12 protein-coding genes are annotated in these 16,239 nt (G+C 68.2%); 11 read left to right on the forward strand and 1 reads right to left on the reverse strand.

All coding sequences use genetic code 11. The features are described from left to right. Positions 1-3: 3 nt before the first annotated feature. The 11 genes from AB1L88_RS11300 (at position 4) to AB1L88_RS11350 (ending at position 14,531) form a co-directional block, all read left to right on the forward strand. Entirely contained in the window at positions 4-357 is a 354-nt protein-coding gene (locus AB1L88_RS11300) for a hypothetical protein (RefSeq protein ID WP_367096763.1), read from the forward strand. Positions 358-502: 145 nt separating this feature from the next. Next, on the forward strand, positions 503-3,163 hold the full coding sequence (clpB, locus tag AB1L88_RS11305; protein ID WP_367096764.1) for an ATP-dependent chaperone ClpB: 2,661 nt from the start codon (positions 503-505) through the stop codon (positions 3,161-3,163). Between the two features lie 306 nt (positions 3,164-3,469). Beyond that, the gene (locus AB1L88_RS11310) at positions 3,470-3,838 is read left to right on the forward strand and encodes a hypothetical protein (protein ID WP_367096765.1); all 369 of its coding nucleotides are present in this window, start codon (positions 3,470-3,472) and stop codon (positions 3,836-3,838) included. A 263-nt stretch (positions 3,839-4,101) separates the two neighbouring features. Next, positions 4,102-4,914 (forward strand): DUF1559 domain-containing protein, encoded by an 813-nt coding sequence (locus tag AB1L88_RS11315; protein WP_367096766.1) that lies wholly within the window; start codon positions 4,102-4,104, stop codon positions 4,912-4,914. Positions 4,915-5,054: 140 nt separating this feature from the next. Continuing rightward, positions 5,055-5,861, forward strand: coding sequence for a choice-of-anchor M domain-containing protein (locus tag AB1L88_RS11320; protein ID WP_367096767.1), 807 nt, complete (start codon positions 5,055-5,057; stop codon positions 5,859-5,861). Positions 5,862-6,133: 272 nt separating this feature from the next. After that, a complete protein-coding gene (locus AB1L88_RS11325; RefSeq protein WP_367096768.1) occupies positions 6,134-7,132 on the forward strand; it encodes a DUF1559 domain-containing protein in 999 nt (332 codons plus the stop codon). A gap of 99 nt (positions 7,133-7,231) precedes the next feature. Then, on the forward strand, positions 7,232-9,670 hold the full coding sequence (locus AB1L88_RS11330) for a spermidine synthase (RefSeq protein WP_367096769.1): 2,439 nt from the start codon (positions 7,232-7,234) through the stop codon (positions 9,668-9,670). A gap of 485 nt (positions 9,671-10,155) precedes the next feature. Continuing rightward, a complete protein-coding gene (locus AB1L88_RS11335) occupies positions 10,156-11,202 on the forward strand; it encodes a DUF1559 domain-containing protein (RefSeq protein WP_367096770.1) in 1,047 nt (348 codons plus the stop codon). A gap of 255 nt (positions 11,203-11,457) precedes the next feature. Then, complete coding sequence (locus AB1L88_RS11340) at positions 11,458-11,628, forward strand: hypothetical protein (RefSeq protein ID WP_367096771.1); 171 nt, start codon at positions 11,458-11,460, stop codon at positions 11,626-11,628. A 165-nt stretch (positions 11,629-11,793) separates the two neighbouring features. After that, positions 11,794-13,626 (forward strand): CRTAC1 family protein, encoded by a 1,833-nt coding sequence (locus AB1L88_RS11345; RefSeq protein WP_367096772.1) that lies wholly within the window; start codon positions 11,794-11,796, stop codon positions 13,624-13,626. Then, positions 13,623-14,531, forward strand: a complete 909-nt coding sequence (locus tag AB1L88_RS11350) for a DUF3179 domain-containing (seleno)protein (protein ID WP_367096773.1) — start codon at positions 13,623-13,625, stop codon at positions 14,529-14,531. The genes AB1L88_RS11345 and AB1L88_RS11350 overlap by 4 nt, the downstream gene beginning before the upstream one ends. A gap of 109 nt (positions 14,532-14,640) precedes the next feature. Here the strand turns inward: AB1L88_RS11350 and AB1L88_RS11355 are convergent, their stop codons facing one another. Then, positions 14,641-16,086, reverse strand: a complete 1,446-nt coding sequence (locus tag AB1L88_RS11355; protein WP_367096774.1) for a sigma-54 dependent transcriptional regulator — start codon at positions 16,084-16,086, stop codon at positions 14,641-14,643. Between the last annotated feature and the right edge of the window lie 153 nt (positions 16,087-16,239).

Genomic DNA, 16,239 nt, shown 5'->3' on the forward strand with positions numbered 1-16,239 from the left:
GCCATGACCGACCTCGATACATTGATCCGGCGCTGCTGGCCGATCCTGAGGGAGGCGGTGCAGATGGGCAGGACGGTCACCTATACCGAGCTGGCGGGGCGGGCGGGGCCGCCCTTGAACCGGAGGCACCTGCATCGGCAGTTGCTGATTCCCCTGTCCGACCGCTGCCGGCGCGCGGGCCTGCCCGACCTGGCGGCGCTGGTCGTCCGGAAGGATACGGGGATGCCCGGAGGCGGCTGGCACCTGCCGCATCCGGCGGCCGACCCGGACCGGGCCTGGGCCGAGGCTCTGGAGCATTGCCTGAAATACGAGTGGCCGCGCGACGTGCCGGCCGGATTGCTGGAAACCGAAGGGTGAACCGCGAACGGTTTTCCGGGGCATTGAGGGCGAACGATTCGGGGGTTTGTGTCGTACTTGTCATGAACGAACTGAAGGTTCGAGAGAATTCCATATGACGCTCGGGCCGATGCCGGCCCGGGGGTGGGGGGAAGGGAGGACGATCATGGCGATGCGATTCGAGAAGCTCACGCTCAAGAGTCAGGAGGCGGTGCAGCAGGCCCAGGGGATTGCCCGGGAACACGGCCATCAGCGGCTGGTGCCGATGCACCTGCTGGCCGCCCTGCTCGACCCGGACCAGGCGGTCATCACGTCGATCCTGCAGCACCTCGGCGTCAGCCCCGCGCAGCTCAAGAAGGCGGTCGATCAGGGGTTGGCTGCCCTGCCGAAGGTCTCGGGGGGGGACCAGACCCTCAGCCCCGAGCTGGCCCAGGCCTTCGACGCCGCGCAGGCCGAAGCGGACCGGATGAAGGACCAGTATGTTTCGGTGGAGCACCTGCTGATCGGGCTCTGCAAGGTCAAGAGCCGGGCCCAGGAGGTGCTGGCGGCCCTCGGCGTGACCGAGGAAGACGTGCTCAAGTCCTTGCAGAATGTCCGAGGGGGGCAGGCCGTGACCGACCCGAACCCGGAAGACAAGTATCAGGCGCTCGAGCGGTACGGCCGAGACCTGGTCGAGCTGGCCCGACAGGGGAAGATCGACCCGGTGATCGGCCGCGATTCCGAGATCCGGCGCGTGGTGCAGGTCTTGAGCCGTCGGACGAAGAATAATCCGGTGTTGATCGGTGAGCCGGGCGTCGGCAAGACGGCGATCATCGAAGGTCTGGCGCAGCGGATCGTCTCGGGAGACGTGCCGGAGACCTTGAGAGACCGCAAGCTGATCGCCCTGGACATGGGGGCGCTCATCGCCGGCACGAAGTACCGCGGCGAGTTCGAGGACCGGCTCAAGGCCGTCCTGAAGGAAGTGACCGGTTCCGAGGGGAAGGTCATCCTGTTCATCGACGAGCTGCATCTGGTCGTCGGGGCCGGCAAGGCCGACGGCGCGATGGATGCGGCGAACCTGCTCAAGCCGGCCCTGGCCCGGGGCGAGCTGCGCTGCGTCGGGGCGACCACGCTCGACGAGTACCGCCAGCACATCGAGAAGGACCCGGCGCTCGAACGGCGGTTCCAGCCGGTGTTCGTCGGCGAGCCGACGGTCGAGGACACGATCTCGATCCTGCGGGGCCTGAAGGAGCGGTACGAGGTCCACCACAAGGTCAAGATCAAGGATTCGGCGCTCGTGGCGGCGGCGAAGCTGTCGGACCGCTACATCACCGACCGGTTCTTGCCGGACAAGGCGATCGACCTGGTCGACGAGGCGTCGAGCCGCTTGTCGATGGAGCAGCAGTCGGTGCCGACCGAGATCGACATGCTCCAGCGCAAGCTCCTGCAACTGCAACTGGCCGAGCGGATGCTCCAGGGTGAGCACGAGGAACACGCCCAGGAACGCCTGGCCGAGATCGAGGACCAGATCGCCGACATCGAGAAGCAGCTCCAGGACCTCCGCCGCCAGTGGGAGCTGGAGAAGTCGGGGCTGGGGGACATCCACGGCATGAGGGAGCGGCTGGCGCAGATCCAGATCGAGTTCGGCCGCGCCTACGACGAACTCCGGCAGATGCAGCAGCGCGGCGAGCTTCCCGGCGAGGACCGCTATCGGGCCCTCGCGCAGCTCGACGCCGAGCGGAAGGAGCTGGAGCGCCGGATCGGCGAGAGCGAGGCGAACGCCGAGGCCGACGGCCAGGCGCAGGAGGGCCGGCGCCTGCTCAAGGACGAGGTGGACGCCGAGGAGATCGCCGAGGTCGTCAGCCAGTGGACCGGCATCCCGGTCAGCCGGATGCTCGCCACCGAGCGGGAAAAGCTGTTGAAGCTGGAGGATCATATCCACCAGCGTCTGGTGAACCAGGAGCAGGCGGTGCATGCCGTCTCCGAGGCCGTCCGGCGCGCCCGGGCCGGGTTGCAGGACCCGAACCGGCCGATCGGCTCGTTCCTGTTCCTCGGCCCGACCGGCGTGGGGAAGACCGAGCTGGCCAAGGCCCTGGCCGAGTTCCTGTTCGACAGCGAGCAGGCGATGGTCCGGATCGACATGAGCGAATACGGCGAGCGGCACAACGTCGCCCGGCTGATCGGCGCCCCTCCCGGCTATGTCGGCTACGAGGAGGGGGGCCGGCTGACCGAGGCGATCCGACGACGGCCGTACTCGGTGATCCTGCTCGACGAGGTCGAGAAGGCGCATCGGGACGTGTTCAACGTCCTGCTCCAGGTGCTCGACGACGGCCGCCTGACCGACGGCCACGGCCGGACGGTCGACTTCCGGAACACGGTCATCATCATGACCTCGAACCTCGGCAGCCAGGCGATCGCCGAGCTGGCCGGGGCCGACCGGGAGGACGAGATGAAGGCCGCCGTCCGCGAGGTCCTGCGGCGCGAGTTCCTGCCCGAGTTCCTCAACCGGATCGACGAGACGGTCATCTTCCACCCGCTGGGGATGACCGAGCTGACGCAGATCGTCGACATCCAGCTCCGCAGGCTTGAGCACCTGCTGACCGAGGCGGGCCTGTCGCTGAGGGTGACGCCCAAGGCGAAGTGGCAACTGGCCGAGGAGGGGTTCGACCCGACCTTCGGCGCCCGGCCGCTCAAGCGGGTGATCCAGAGCCGCCTGGCGAACCCGATCGCCACCGGCCTGCTCGACGGCTCGATCGCCAAGGGCTCGACCCTCCAGATCGACTGGGACGAGGCCGCCGGGCGCTTCACCTTCAGCCCCGCCGACGCCGGGACCCCGGCCGAGGCCTGAGCATTCGGGTGATCCGAGTCTTCGGGGCGGCCCGGACGCGAATGATGGCGTCCGGGCCGCTTGCATGCGCGGGGGCGAGCGTCAAGGCAGCGTTCAGGGGGGGGGGGGGGACGCCGGGTTGCCGGTCGTCGCCGCGAGGGGGAGAGGCCGCCTGCGGCGGGGGCGGACGGTCGCCGCGGGATCGACGCAACACGTGGGAAAAATGCTTGACAGCGCCCGTTGCATCGGAACACTATAGGTCCATATCCGCAACGTGTGACCGGGACATATCCCCGAACGTCGGTTCGTCGGAATCAACCCTTCTCCATGAGTGATCGCCTGGCCCGACAACGCTGGTGGATTGCCTCCCTGTACTGCCTGACGGTGGTGCTGGCGCAGGGCGTCCACGCCCCGCACGGGGAATTGCCGGCGGTCGGCGGGCACGCTTCCGCAGAGTCTTGCGGCGACGATCACGCTGAGAACGGAGACGAGCGATCTGTTTGGGATCGCGCCGGCGATGCTCCTTGCGTGAGCGATTGTCCCTCGTGCGAGTTCATCCTGAGCCATCAGGCCCTCCTGGCCGATCAAACCGAGGCCGCGCCCGCAGCTCGGGGCGCCGACCCGGTCGATTTGATGGCGGCGGAACCCCTCTTCGCCCTCGCACTGGCCCGTAACCGGGCTCCACCTCTCGCCTGAGGGATCGACCGGCCGCGTCTGCGCGCACATTCTCGTCGCGAAGGCGTGATCTGACCGGATTATGGCCTCGGTGCGTCGTCGCACGATCGTCGCCGCATCCTGGCCCACGCCATCGAGCATCGCCACGGAGTCATTCCAACCGACTCCGGGCGGGAGCCCATCGGCATCCACAGCCGAGCCGTCGCCGAACGCAAGGCCCGATCGCGGGCCGTCTCGCCGCGTTCGTCGAGTGTGGGGTCCAGACATCTTACGGAGGTTGATTGATGCGTAGTTCTCGTCGCGAGGGTCGTCGGCAGGCGTTCACGCTGGTCGAGCTTCTCGTGGTGATCTCAATTATCGGGATCCTGGTGGGGTTGCTCCTGCCGGCACTGGTCTGGTCGCGTGAGTCGGCGCGGAGGGCCCAGTGCCAGAACAATATGAGGCAACTCGGGGCGGCCTGGTTGATGTTCGTCGAGAAGAATCAGGGCCGGTTCCCCGAGACGAGTCATTACAACACGGCGCCGGGCGACATGCACAAGTCGTGGGTGTTCAAGCTCGAGCCGTACCTGCAGAACCTCTCCGAGATTCGGATCTGCCCGTCCGATCCGGACCGCGTGGCACGCCTGAAGGGGCAAGAGGCCGAGGATCCGACGATCCAGGTGCTCGACCCGGTGACCAACACCATGGTCGCCGCGGTGTTGCCGAAGACCTCGACGAGCTATGCCTACAACGACTACCTGGATGGGGGTTGGCGGGGGAGGCGCGATCCGTTCGGGCGACCCATGCCATCGACCCCGGCCGATCAACGCAGGGTCCGTCAGCTCGCGGAACTCACGTCGCCCGCCCGGACGATCCTGATGTTCGAGGGCCGGGTGGCGACGACCCTCTATGGTGACCACACCCATTCCGGGACCTGGCACCAGCCCACCCCGCCCCAGACGTACTGGACCAACGTGACCAGCGAGATCGCCCCGGGGCGTCATCGGGGCAGCGCGAATTACCTGTACGCCGACGGCCATGTGGAGTCGTTCGAGGAATCAGAGTTGAAGCAGCGGGTCGAGCGAGGAGAGCGATTCGCGGAACCCGGCAAGGGCTGATCGCCCGTCAGCCTCCGTTTCCCCCCGATTCTGGGGGAGGTCCCGGGCCGGCCCGAGCGGGTCTGGGCGGCCGCCGGCAAGGGTTGTCGGCGGGGATTCGAGCGTCAAGCGTCAGTTGTACGAAAAGGAGCGTGATTCGTATGAGTCTTCATCGGTATCTTTCTCGGGTGGTGGGGGGCGGGATCCTCGCCTTCGCGGCCTCATGGGGCCTTGGGGGGGCGGCGTTCGCCGACCCGGTGGTCATCTCCGGCGGTCACTGGGACCTGGACGTCGAGTACGATGGGGCGAATGAGGAATTCGAATTCCACTGGCACCTTCACGGCACCGACACGTCGATCGAACCGGACGAGGCGATCCTGTACCTCGATCCGACGAACACGGGGCTGAGCCGTCCGGGCGGATCGCAGTGGGATTTCCTCGGGACCGGGGCCGGCGATCCGGTCTATATCCTGCCGTTCGACGAGCCGACCGACCTGTCGAGCCTGGTCTGGCTCGGCCTCTCGGCCGAGGAGATCGCCACCGGGACCTTCGATCCCAGCTCCATCACCCTGAGCCTGGTCGGGTTCAGCGGCCCGGGCGAATTCTCGCTGTTCACGACCGATTCCTTCGGCAGCCCGAACGTCTTCATGGCCACCTCCGACGGGCTGAGCGGCGGCGACGCCATCAACCTGACGCTCGGCAGCCATCGCCATGCGAACTGGGCCTTCACCGAGCTGGGCCTGTACGGCCTGACGTTCGAGGCCTCGGGGACGCTGCCGGGCGGTCAACTGATCCGGAGCACCCCGACGACCTTCTACTTCGGCGTCGGCGTGGACTCGTTCCCCGACCAGCCCGGAGTGATCCCGGAGCCGGCGAGCATCGCGATGCTGGGGATGGGAGTGGTCGCCGTCGGCGGGGCGGCCTGGCTGCGAAGGCGCCGCGAGGGGTCGGAGTCGAGGACGGTGTAAAGGGCGTGGGAGGTGGCACTCGCACAACGCCCTCTACACCGCGGTTCCCCCCGCGTGTGATGTCTCAGTGACGCGAGGGCCCGCGGGGCGGTCGGCAAACCGCCCTGCGGTCCTCCTCATTCTACGGCCTTCGTGCTCCCCCGGGCTAGGGAGCCGGTCGACGTTCAGGGTGACGTCGACCGGCTCCCCGTGGACGGACCTCGACGGCCGATACCCCGCAGGATGCTCTCCGGGCGGGCCCCATCATTTTTCATCCGTGCAGGAGAACCCCGATGCAACGAACCCCCGCCGTCCGACGAAACGGCTTTACCCTGATCGAACTCCTCGTGGTCATCGCGATCATCGGGGTGCTGATCGCCCTGCTGCTGCCCGCGGTGCAGGCGGCTCGGGAGGCGGCGCGGAAGGCGCAATGCCTGAACAACCTGAAGCAGATCGGGGTGGCGCTGCACAATTACGAGACGAATCACAGCACCTTCCCGCCGGGCTGGACGGCCTATTTCGAGGAGGAGCACCACCACGACGACGACCATGACGACCATGACGCCCACGGCCGGTTCCGGGACGAGGACGACGAGCTGGCCGGCTGGCCGGGGTGGGCCTGGGGGAGCATGATCCTCAATCAGGTCGAGCAGGCCCCGCTGTACGACGCGATCAACTTCGACCTGTCGGTCGATACGCCGTTGAACGCGACGATCCGGATGGCGAGGGTCGCGTCGTTCATCTGCCCTTCGGATAATGAGGTCGCGCTGGTGCCGGTGCGGGACGAGTACGACTCCGCGACGCTGACCGAGGTGAGCACGGGGAATTACATCGGCAGCAACGGGATCGGCGAGATCGGCCCCGACGACGGCCAGGGGATCTTCTACATGAACAGCCGGACGCGGATCGCGGACATCCGAGACGGCACCAGCCAGACGATCGCCGTGGGCGAGCGGAGCTTCAACCTCGCGCCGGTGACCTGGACCGCCCGGACGCCGCACGGCTGGAGTTACAAGACGCCGCCGGGCCAGGGGGGCGACGCTCGCTTCCAGTCCTTCCCGCACCCGGCGTTCTCGATGGTCATCGGGACCGTCGGGATTTCCGACCCGCCTCGGACGCCGAACCACCCCCGGGCGCACCCCGAGGATTACTGGAGCCGGCACCCGGGCGGGGTGAATTTCCTCTTCGCCGACGGGTCGGTCCACTTCATCCGCGACTCGATCGCGCAAGACGTTTTCCTGGCGCTGGCCACCCGGAGGGGGGGCGAGGTCGTGTCGGCCGACTCGTACTGATCCCGAGGACGGACCGTTCCGCGACCGGGCCGGATGGGGAACGCCGCGGTCCCGAACCCGCCGTCGCCCCCCTCATCCTGCCGGGAGCATCCTGGACTGATGAACGAGCCAAGCGCGTCTGAGGGGGGCCGGCCGGGGCCGCATCACGGGGTGGTCCTGGCCGTCTTCTTCGCCTCGGGGGCCGCGGCACTGATTTATGAAGTGTCGTGGTCGCGGCAGATCGGCCTCCTGTTCGGGCACACGGTGCATTCGGCGGCAGTGGTGCTGACGTGCTATTTCGTGGGCCTGGCGATCGGTTCGGTGCTGGCGGCGCGTTGGGTGAGGCGGGTGGACCCGCTGCTCGGCTACGGCCTGGCGGAACTGGTGGTGGCGGGATGGGCCCCCCTGGTGCCGATGGCGCTGGACGCGGTCGAGGGGTCGTCGTGGGCGGCCTGGCTCTCGCATCCGGAGCCGGCGATGCAGGTCCTGGTGCGGGTGGTGCTGGCGCTCGCCCTGCTCTTGCCGGCGACGGTGGCCCTGGGAGCGAGCCTGCCCTTCATGGCGGAGCATCTTTCGCCCGATCGGCGGTTGGCGCCGGGGCGGGTGGCGCTTGCCTATGCGCTGAACACGGCGGGGGCGCTGATCGGGGTGGTGCTGGCGAGCGCGGTCTTGATGCTCGCGGTCGGGGTCCGGGGGAGTGCCTGGGTCGCGGCGGGGCTGTCGGGGGGCTCGGGGGTCGTCGCGTGCTGGCTCGCGGTCTCGCGACGGGGAGCGGCCCCGAAGCCGGATCGGGGGCTCGCCGCTCGGGAGTCGGTCCCGGGGCAATCCGGGGAAGTCCCGGGCGGCTCGGCGAGGATCTGGTGGGTCCTGGCGGCGATTTCGGGCTTCGGGACGCTGGGGTTGCAGGTCCTGTACACCCGGATGTTTTCCCTGGTCTTTCATAACAGCACCTATACGTTCGGCGCGGTGTTGACGGTGTTCCTGGCGGGGCTGGCGCTGGGGTCGGCCGCGGTGGCCCGGTTGCATCGACGGATGTCGGCCGAGCGGCTGCTGGGGCTTGCGGCGGGGTTGGGGGCGGGGGCGGTGGCGCTCTCGGTGCCGGTGTTCCTGTGGCTCACGGATCTGGATTATTTCACCTTCGGGCGGACGTTCGTCGGCTACCTGCTGGGGGTGTTGGGGCTGGTGGCGCTGGTGGTCTTGCCGCCGGTGAGCGTGCTCGGCGCGATCTTGCCTGGCCTCTGGAAGGCGGCCGGCGCATCGGGCCTGGCGGGAGGCGCGGTGGTGGGCCGGTTGACGGCCTGTAACGCGCTGGCGGCGGCGACCGGGGCGTTGCTGGCGAGCCTCGTGCTGTTGCCGAATGTCGGGCTCTGGCCATCCATTGCTCTTATTTCCTTGATCTTCGGGGTGATTCCGGTCGCGCTCCTGATCCGAGGGGGACGGCGGCCTGAGGCCGCGGGGGTTGCCCTGGTGCTGCTGGGATTCGGGGGCGTCGCGGCGGTGGCCCCGGGGCGGGTGCGGACCTTGCCCCCGGATCCGAGGATCGAGATCCTCGAGGCCTGGGAGGGGTCGTACGGGTTGATCGAGGTGGTGCAGGTGGCCCCCGGGAATCGGATCCTCCGGCAGAACCTGCACTACGGACTCGGGTCGACCGGCCGGTCGACGGTCAGGGAGCTGCGCCAGGGTCACCTGCCGTTGTTGCTGCACCCCGACCCGCGCGAGGTCCTGTTCCTGGGGCTCGGGACCGGCCTGACCGCGGCCTCGGCGACGGTCCACCCGCAGGTCGATCGGATCGCGATCGTCGAATTGATCCCCGAGGTGGTCGAGGCGGCCCGCTACTTCGAGCCCGAGAATCTCGGCGTGGTGGGACACCCGAAGGTGTCGATCCGGATCGACGATGCCCGGCACGACCTGCTGGCCTCGGGCCGGTCGTACGACGCGATCGTCTCCGACCTGTTCGTCCCCTGGGAGAGTCGCGCGGGGTACCTGTACACGGTGGAGCAGTTCCGGCTGGCCCGATCTCGGCTGAACGAGGGAGGGCTGTTCTGCCTCTGGTTGCCGCTCTACCAGCTCGGGGCGAACGAGCTGACGATGATCGCCGACAGCTTCGCCTCGGTGTTCCCCGGGACGTCGCTCTGGTGGGGGCAGCTCTCGGCCGATACGGCGATGCTGGCATTGATCGGGACCGAGGCCCCGATCGCGATCCGACCGGATCGGGTCCGCGCCACCCTGCCCTCGCTGGCCGAGACGCTCGACGACGCCGAGGACTATCTCGGCTCGGCCGAGACCCTGGCTCGCCTCTACGTGGGAGACTGGCCGGCGCCCGCCAGGGGGGCCCGCCTCAACACGGACGAGCACCCCCGCGTCGAGTTCCTGGCGCCGATCCGACAGAGGAATGAGCGTATGCTCACCGGAGATCGCCTGCTCGAGCTGTTCGATCGGGTCTTCCGAGGCCTCCCGTCCCACCAACTGATCGGCGAGGGGGGATCATGTGATCAAGAGCTTGTGACGTATCGGCGTCGGGTCTGGCAGCGAGAACAGCTTGTTCGCCGCTCGCCCTGAGGATCCGGTCGGGGCGGACAGACGGGGGGCCCGAGGCGGCCGCGGCGATGGCACCAGGGCCCGAGCCGGGTTCCCGAGGGGCGGTCCCGAACCCGGTCCCCGGGAGTCGATCGGATCCCGGATCCGGGGGGCCGGGCCGGCGGTGAGTGTGTGTGCGAGTGGTATGGTTAAGATTTCGGGGGCGGCGAAAAATCTTTTGCGTTCCCCCCGCAGTGAAGCTATTGTTTGAGGCGCATTTAGTACGATACCGGTTTCGATCTGGCAAGGAATGGCCATAATCGGTCAGCGCTCCTCCCGGATCCGGTTGTCGCGATCGGAATCATCGCTCCTGGTTTCGATTGTCGGTGACGGCTCGTCGTTTCCTCTCCCTGCTCGTTTCCGTCAGCATGTCCGGTGTTTGCGCATGGGTGTCGGCAGCTATGGCTGCGTGCTCATGCGAGTGACCTGCTGTTGTTTCGGAGTCCCTTCTGACAGGAGAGCGACCTTTGAATCATCGAGAACGTCGCGGCTTCACATTGATTGAGCTGTTGGTGGTCATCGCCATCATCGGTGTCTTGATCGCCTTGCTGTTGCCGGCCGTGCAGAGCGCCCGCGAGGCGGCTCGTCGGGCCCAGTGCACGAACAACCTGAAGCAGATCGGGTTGGCGGTCCATAATTATCATGACACCTGGGGGTCGTTCCCGATGGGCGAGATGCCCGGCGGGCTGTCGCCCCAGGTCGGGTTGCTGCCCTTCCTGGAGCAGACCCAGGTCTACGACTCGTTCAACTTCCGGCTCGGCGACCCGGCCAACCCGGCGATCCCGGCCCGTTGGATCTGGACCCACCCGGCGACGATCACGGTCGGCCGGACCCGGATCAGCGCATATCTCTGCCCCTCGGAGATTTACACCGAGTACGCCAGCGACGCCTTCCAGTTCTGGGCCTCGAATTACGCCTGGAATTCGGGGACGTGGTACCCGAGGCTCCAGCAGTGGGACGGCCTGTTCGGCCGCTCGTATGGCCGGAACAACAGCACCGAGGCGACCATCGGCGGCTTGCCGAATAATGCGCTGAACATGATCAGCTTCGCCTCGATCAAGGACGGCTCCAGCAACACCTTGCTGTGCGCCGAGGTGGCCAACGGCCCGTTGGTGGCCGGGGCGGCCCGGACGAAGGTCTCCGACTGCTACGAGGCGGCCGGCGTGACCAACACCTCGACGGTCCAGGATGCCGTGGCCGCCTGCAACCAGATGGACTGGACCAACGGCCCGATCCCCTGGGGCGGGACCTGGCGCTACAAGGGTTACGCCTGGGTCGAGGGCTCGATCTGGCGCAACTGGTTCAACTCGATCCGGACCCCGAACCAGACCTGCTGCCGGGCCTTCGACTGGTGGTTCATCATGAAGCCTGCCTCGTCGTATCACCCCGGCGGCGCCAATGCGGTGATGGCCGACGGCAGCGTGAAGTTCTTCAAGGAAACGGTCGCCCTGCCGACGTGGATGGCCCTGAGCACCCGGGTCGGCGGCGAGGTGGTCAGCTCCGATCAGTTCTGACGGAGCCGGCGACGCGAACGCGAACGCGTTCTTGCCATCACGCGGACGCTCGCCCACCCTGGGGCAATGGCCCGGGGTGGGCCGCGTCGCGAGGCGTGTCGGCAGGCCCGCCCGGCCGAGTCCTCGATCGGGTGCTGCCGCCATCGCGAGGTGATTGTCCCTGGATTTCCTGATGACGTTCGTGCTGGCGAGGGGCCAGGGCGATCCGTCAGGGGTGTCTCGATTCGCCTGCTGACTTGAAGGGTTGTTGGTCTCATGTCAATCCTCCGACGGAATTCGCAACGGCTCGTGGTGTTGTTCTCCCTGGTGGGGATCGTCAGCCTCCCCGGCTGCGGCGAGGAGCCGCCTCCGCCGGTCGAGATCGATGAGATCGATTTCGAGGAAGCCACGAAAGAGGCGACCAAGGAATACGGCGGCGGCATGTAAGTTCGGGCGGTTTCCGGTTGCGAGGAGTTTCACAGGGCCAGGCCCCCCCCTCGGGCGATCCCGAGGCGGACGGGGCGGCGCCCTTCGATCGGAACGCGACGCACGCGACGGAAACCGCGCCCGACGGGTCTCGTCGATCGATCCAACGACTGGGTGAGACACTGCATGAGTTCGTTTCAGTGGGGGAGGCGGGGCGTCGCCTCCCCCCGACCGCTGGTGATGCTTGCGATCGCGGTCATTGCTGCGTTGGGTCCCGGCTGCAGCGGGGAGACCGAGGCACTGCTCGGCGCGCCGGGCGGTCAGGCGGCCGGCGCGGGGGCGAATCCGGAGCCGAAACCGAAGCCGGACTTCGGGCCCTGGTTCGTCGACCGGGCCGCCGCGTTCGGCCTGGACGTGGCGCCGCGCAGCGGTGACCCGCGGAAGCGTTGCGTCCTGGATTCGATCGGGACGGGCGTCGCCCTGTTCGATTTCGACCGGGACGGCGACCTCGATCTGTTCGTGGCCGGCGGCAGTGAGATTCGAGGCGATGAGGTGCGAGCGGCCGGCGGCCCCTGGCTGTTCCGCAACGACGGCCCCGGTCGATGGACCGACACGACCGCATCGTCCGGCCTCCGTCACACGGGGTGGGCCCAGGGTGTGGCCGTCGCGGATTACGACGCCGATGGCTTCCCGGACCTGATCGTCGTCCAGCACGGCCCCGACACCCTCTGGCGAAACCGGGGGGACGGCACGTTCGAAGACGCGACCCGAAGCGCGGGCATCGACGACCCGAACTGGGGCGTGTCGGCCACCTGGGGAGACGTGGACGGGGATGGTTGGGTCGATCTCTATGTGACGAATTATCTGGAGGTTGATCCGTTCGACCCCCCTCCCCTGTACGATTACCTGCCCGGCGTGCCCGTCTTCCAGGGGCCCGCGACCCTGCCGGGCCAGACCGACCGCCTCTGGCGGAATCGGGGGGACGGCACGTTCGAGGACCGGACCGAGCCGGCCGGGCTGTTGCGGGCGCCGAACAAGGGGATGTCGGCCCTGCTGGTCGACCTGGACGAAGACGGGCTGCTCGACCTGTATGTGACCAACGACACCCACGCCAACGAACTGTTCCGGGGGCTGGGCGAGGGGCGGTTCGAGGAGATTGGCGTCCCGGCGGGCGTGGCGTGCAACATGTATGGGATTGCCGAGGGGAGCATGGCCGTGGACGTGGCCGACCTCGACGGCGACGGGCGGCTGGACCTGGCCGTGAGCAACTTCCGCCAGGAAGGGAGCCGCGTGTACGGCAACCTCGGCGACCATTCATATGCCGACCTTTCCGGCAACTTCTCGCTCTGGGGGCCGACCGGAGGCTTCGTCGGCTGGGGCCTGGTGCTGGCCGACTTCGACGCCGACGGCTGGCCCGACCTGTTCCAGGCCAACGGCCACGTCTACCCGAACGTGCCCGATGCCCACTACGATCAGCCCGTGGCCTTCCTGCGCAATCGCGAGGGCCGCTTGATGGAGGAGGTCACGGCGAGGTGGGGGCCCGCGCTGGACTCCGTGCGGTCGGGCCGGGCGGTCGCCGTCGGCGACCTCGACGACGACGGCGACCTCGACCTCGTGGTCTCGACCATCGACGGACCCTTGCGCGTGCTGGTCAACGAGGGGAGGCCCGAGGGATCGGCCGTGACGATCCGGCTGGTCGGCCGATGGCCGAACCTGGAGGCGATCGGCGCCCTCGTGGAGCTGGAGGCCGCGGGCCGGACCTTCAAGGGCGCGGTGCGTCGAGGGGGGAGCATCCTGGCCGCGTCGGACGTCCGGCTCCACTTCGGGCTCGGCGATGCCGAGGCGATCGAGGCGATTCGGGTGCGATGGCCCGACGGCTCGGAATCCCACTTCGAGGACCTTGATGTCGACACGACTTTGACCCTCTCGCAGGACGGCTCGACCGTAGGAAGTCGGCCGTACCGACGTCCGGCCGATGGGCCCGACTCCCGATCCCGTTCCGAAGGCGAATTGCGATGAGCGAGCAACCCCACGATCCGCCCCCGACAACCCCCCCCGCCGGGCCGACCCCGACCCCGCCGCCGTCGGCGCCGCCCCGTTCGTCGTCGTGGCTGCCGCGCGTGCTGGTCGCCGTGGTGCTGATCGGCCTGGGGGGATTCCTGTTCTGGAAACTGGTCGGGGCCGACCTGTATGAACAGGTGAAGGAATACCAGATGGCGGTGCAGGATCGCGACCTGTCCGCGCCGGTCGGGTACCTGGGCCTGAATTATCGGAAGGAGTACAATTCTCGCCCGCCGCAATTCCACCTGGAGGAGGACGGGAAGAAGCTGCTCTGGGCCTCGGTCGGCGACGGCGAAACCCCCGAGCTCTATGACGTGACCGACGCGCAGTTCGACCCGATGGTCCTTCAAGGCGGTTTCGGCCGCGACTCGATCCCGGGCGTCGATTATCCGATCATCCAGGCACCTGATGGCGAGATTGCCCAGAACATCGGCGATCGGAACGAGGTGGTGGGCCTGGTGCTCGAATCCGGCCCGCGGGCGTACCCGCTGGGGGTCCTGACGAAGGTCGAGATCATCAACGACGTCGACGGCGAGACCCCCATCGCGGTCGTCTACGCCCGGGGCCCGGACACGGTGCGCATCTACCGGCGCGACGTCGAAGGCGCGGCGGTGACGCTCGGCACCACCGGCTACGCGACCGATGAAAAGGTCCCGTTGTTTTATGACCGCAAGACCAAGAGCCTCTGGCTGGAGGAGCCGGACGGCTCGGCCCTGACCTGCGTCAACGGCGAGTACGTCGGCACCCGGCTCCCCGCGCATAAAAGCCCGGAGCGCCTGACCTGGGGCGAGTGGCGTGGTCAGTATTCGGACACCGACGTGGTGGTCGGGAACGACCGATCGCAGCCGATCCCGGAGGAGTGATCGCTCGGATCGATCCCACCCCGGAAGGGCCATCCGTGGGGCGGAAAACGAGGGGACGGGCATCCCGACCAGTCGGAGCCCGTCCCCCGGTTCCGATCGAGGGGCGTGATCAGTCCCCGACCGCGACGCCCCGACGCGCCGAGGAGGCGGCCGGCGATCGGGGCTTGAAGTCGGCCTTGTCGATGGCGTGGATCCGGAGCTTCTCGCTGATGCTCCGGCGCGAGAGGCCGCTGTGGGCCGCCGAGCGGTCGATCCGGCCCCGATAACGTTCGAGGACGCCGCAGAGGTACGAGCGTTCGATCCGCTCGGTCAGCTCCCGGGTGATCTCGTGCAAGGGGCGGCGGATGTCGAAGCTGAGGTCGAGCGACCCTTCGTCGGGGCCTTCGGCGAGATACGGGGGCAGGTGCTCGACTCGGACGACATCGCCCGGGGCGGTGATCGCCAGCTGCTCGACCAGATGCTCCAGTTCGCGGACATTGCCCGGCCAGTCGTAGCGGGCCATCCGGCTCAGGGTCTCGCGGGCGAAGGTCTTGTCCGGGTAGCCCCGCTCGCGGAGCAGGTCGAGGAAGTGGTCGACCAGGAGCGGGAGGTCTTCCACCCGGTCGCGGAGCGGCGGCAAGGTGACGGTGACGACGTTGAGCCGGAAGAAGAGATCCTCGCGGAAGGTCCCCTCGGCGACGGCCCGGCGGAGGTCGACGTTGGTCGCGGCGAGGATGCGGGTGTTGACCTGCAGCGTCTCGGTGCCGCCGACGCGCTCGAAGGTGCCGTCCTGCAGAACGCGGAGCAGCTTCGCCTGCACGCCGAGGGGCAGCTCGCCGATCTCGTCGAGGAAGAGGGTGCCCCCCTCGGCCAGCTCGAAGCGGCCTTGCTTGCGGCGGTCGGCCCCGGTGAAGGCCCCTTTCTCGTGGCCGAACAGCTCGCTCTCGAGCAACGGTTCGGGCAAGGCCGCGCAATTGACGGCGACGAGCGGGCCGGATCGGGTGGCGTCGGCCAGGTGGAGGGCCTGGGCGACCAGCTCCTTGCCGGTGCCGGTCTCGCCGGTGATCAGGACGTTGCAGTGGGCCGAGGCCACGCGCTCGACCCGCTCGAAGACGTCACGCATGCCGGGGCTGGTGCCGAGCAGGTTGTGGAAGCCGAAGCGCTGGCGGAGCCGGTCGCGGGCGTCGTTCACCTCGTCGAGCAGGGAGCGGTCGGCCAGGGCGCGCTCGACGAGCACCTGCACCTGGTCGGGGTCGATCGGCTTGGTCAGGAAGTCGTAGGCGCCGAGCTTCATGGCCTCGACGGCCACGTCGATCGAGGCGAAGGCGGTCATGACGATGACCGTCACGGGCAGGTCGCGTTGGCGGATCTCGCGGATCAGGTCGAGCCCGTCGATCCCCCGGCCGTCCATCCGCAGGTCGGTGAGGACGAGCGAGAACTTGCCGTCGACGATCCGTTCGAGGGCCTCGGTGCCGTTGGTGACCACCTTGATCCGGCGATCGGGTCGGCTGAGCAGCAACGAGAGCTGCTGGCAGGTCAGCTCACTATCATCGACCACGAGGATGCGTCGATCCATGGCGCTTCATCCCGGTTGAGCAGGCCCCCGGGCCCCTCCTGGGCAGGCCCGGCTTCGCCACTCGGGGCACTCCGGCCCCGATCCGGCGACGGGCGGGAGGACCCCGCCCGGTGGCGCATCATGCGATACACTGTAACCGACTATCGTGCGTGA

The organism is Tautonia sp. JC769 (assembly GCF_040717455.1).
Classification (GTDB): domain Bacteria; phylum Planctomycetota; class Planctomycetia; order Isosphaerales; family Isosphaeraceae; genus Tautonia.